The organism is Thiocapsa sp. (assembly GCF_011390875.1).
Classification (GTDB): domain Bacteria; phylum Pseudomonadota; class Gammaproteobacteria; order Chromatiales; family Chromatiaceae; genus Thiocapsa.
Map to the genome: position 1 here is coordinate 1 of NZ_JAABRP010000281.1, position 313 is coordinate 313.

1 protein-coding gene is annotated in these 313 nt (G+C 68.4%); it reads left to right on the forward strand.

From position 1 onward, the window contains the following. Nucleotides 1-121: 121 nt before the first annotated feature. Nucleotides 122-313 (forward strand): hypothetical protein (locus GPT33_RS18930; protein WP_363929464.1); only part of this gene is annotated, 192 nt, incomplete at its 3' end.

Consider the following 313-nt stretch of genomic DNA (forward strand, 5'->3'; position numbering starts at 1 on the left):
CAGTAGCCTCCGGGTCGGTCGGGTCGAGGAGCCCCAGATCGAGTGTTTCGAGCCCCTCGAGAAGAGCCACGCACTGCACGCCGCGCTGCCACTCGGGCTGCTCGTGCAAACGTGCTCGCTCATGCTGACCGCGGCCGTGCATCCTGAGAAGACGCAGCTCGGCCGCGGGGTCGTGGTGATCGACGAACGCATCGAGAACCTCGAGCGCCGCCGGGCGATTGTTGCAGACCAGCAGCATATCGCAACCGGCGTGCGAAGCGGCGCGAGCACGCTCGACCGGACCACCCTCCGATGCCGCCGCCCCCATGCTGAG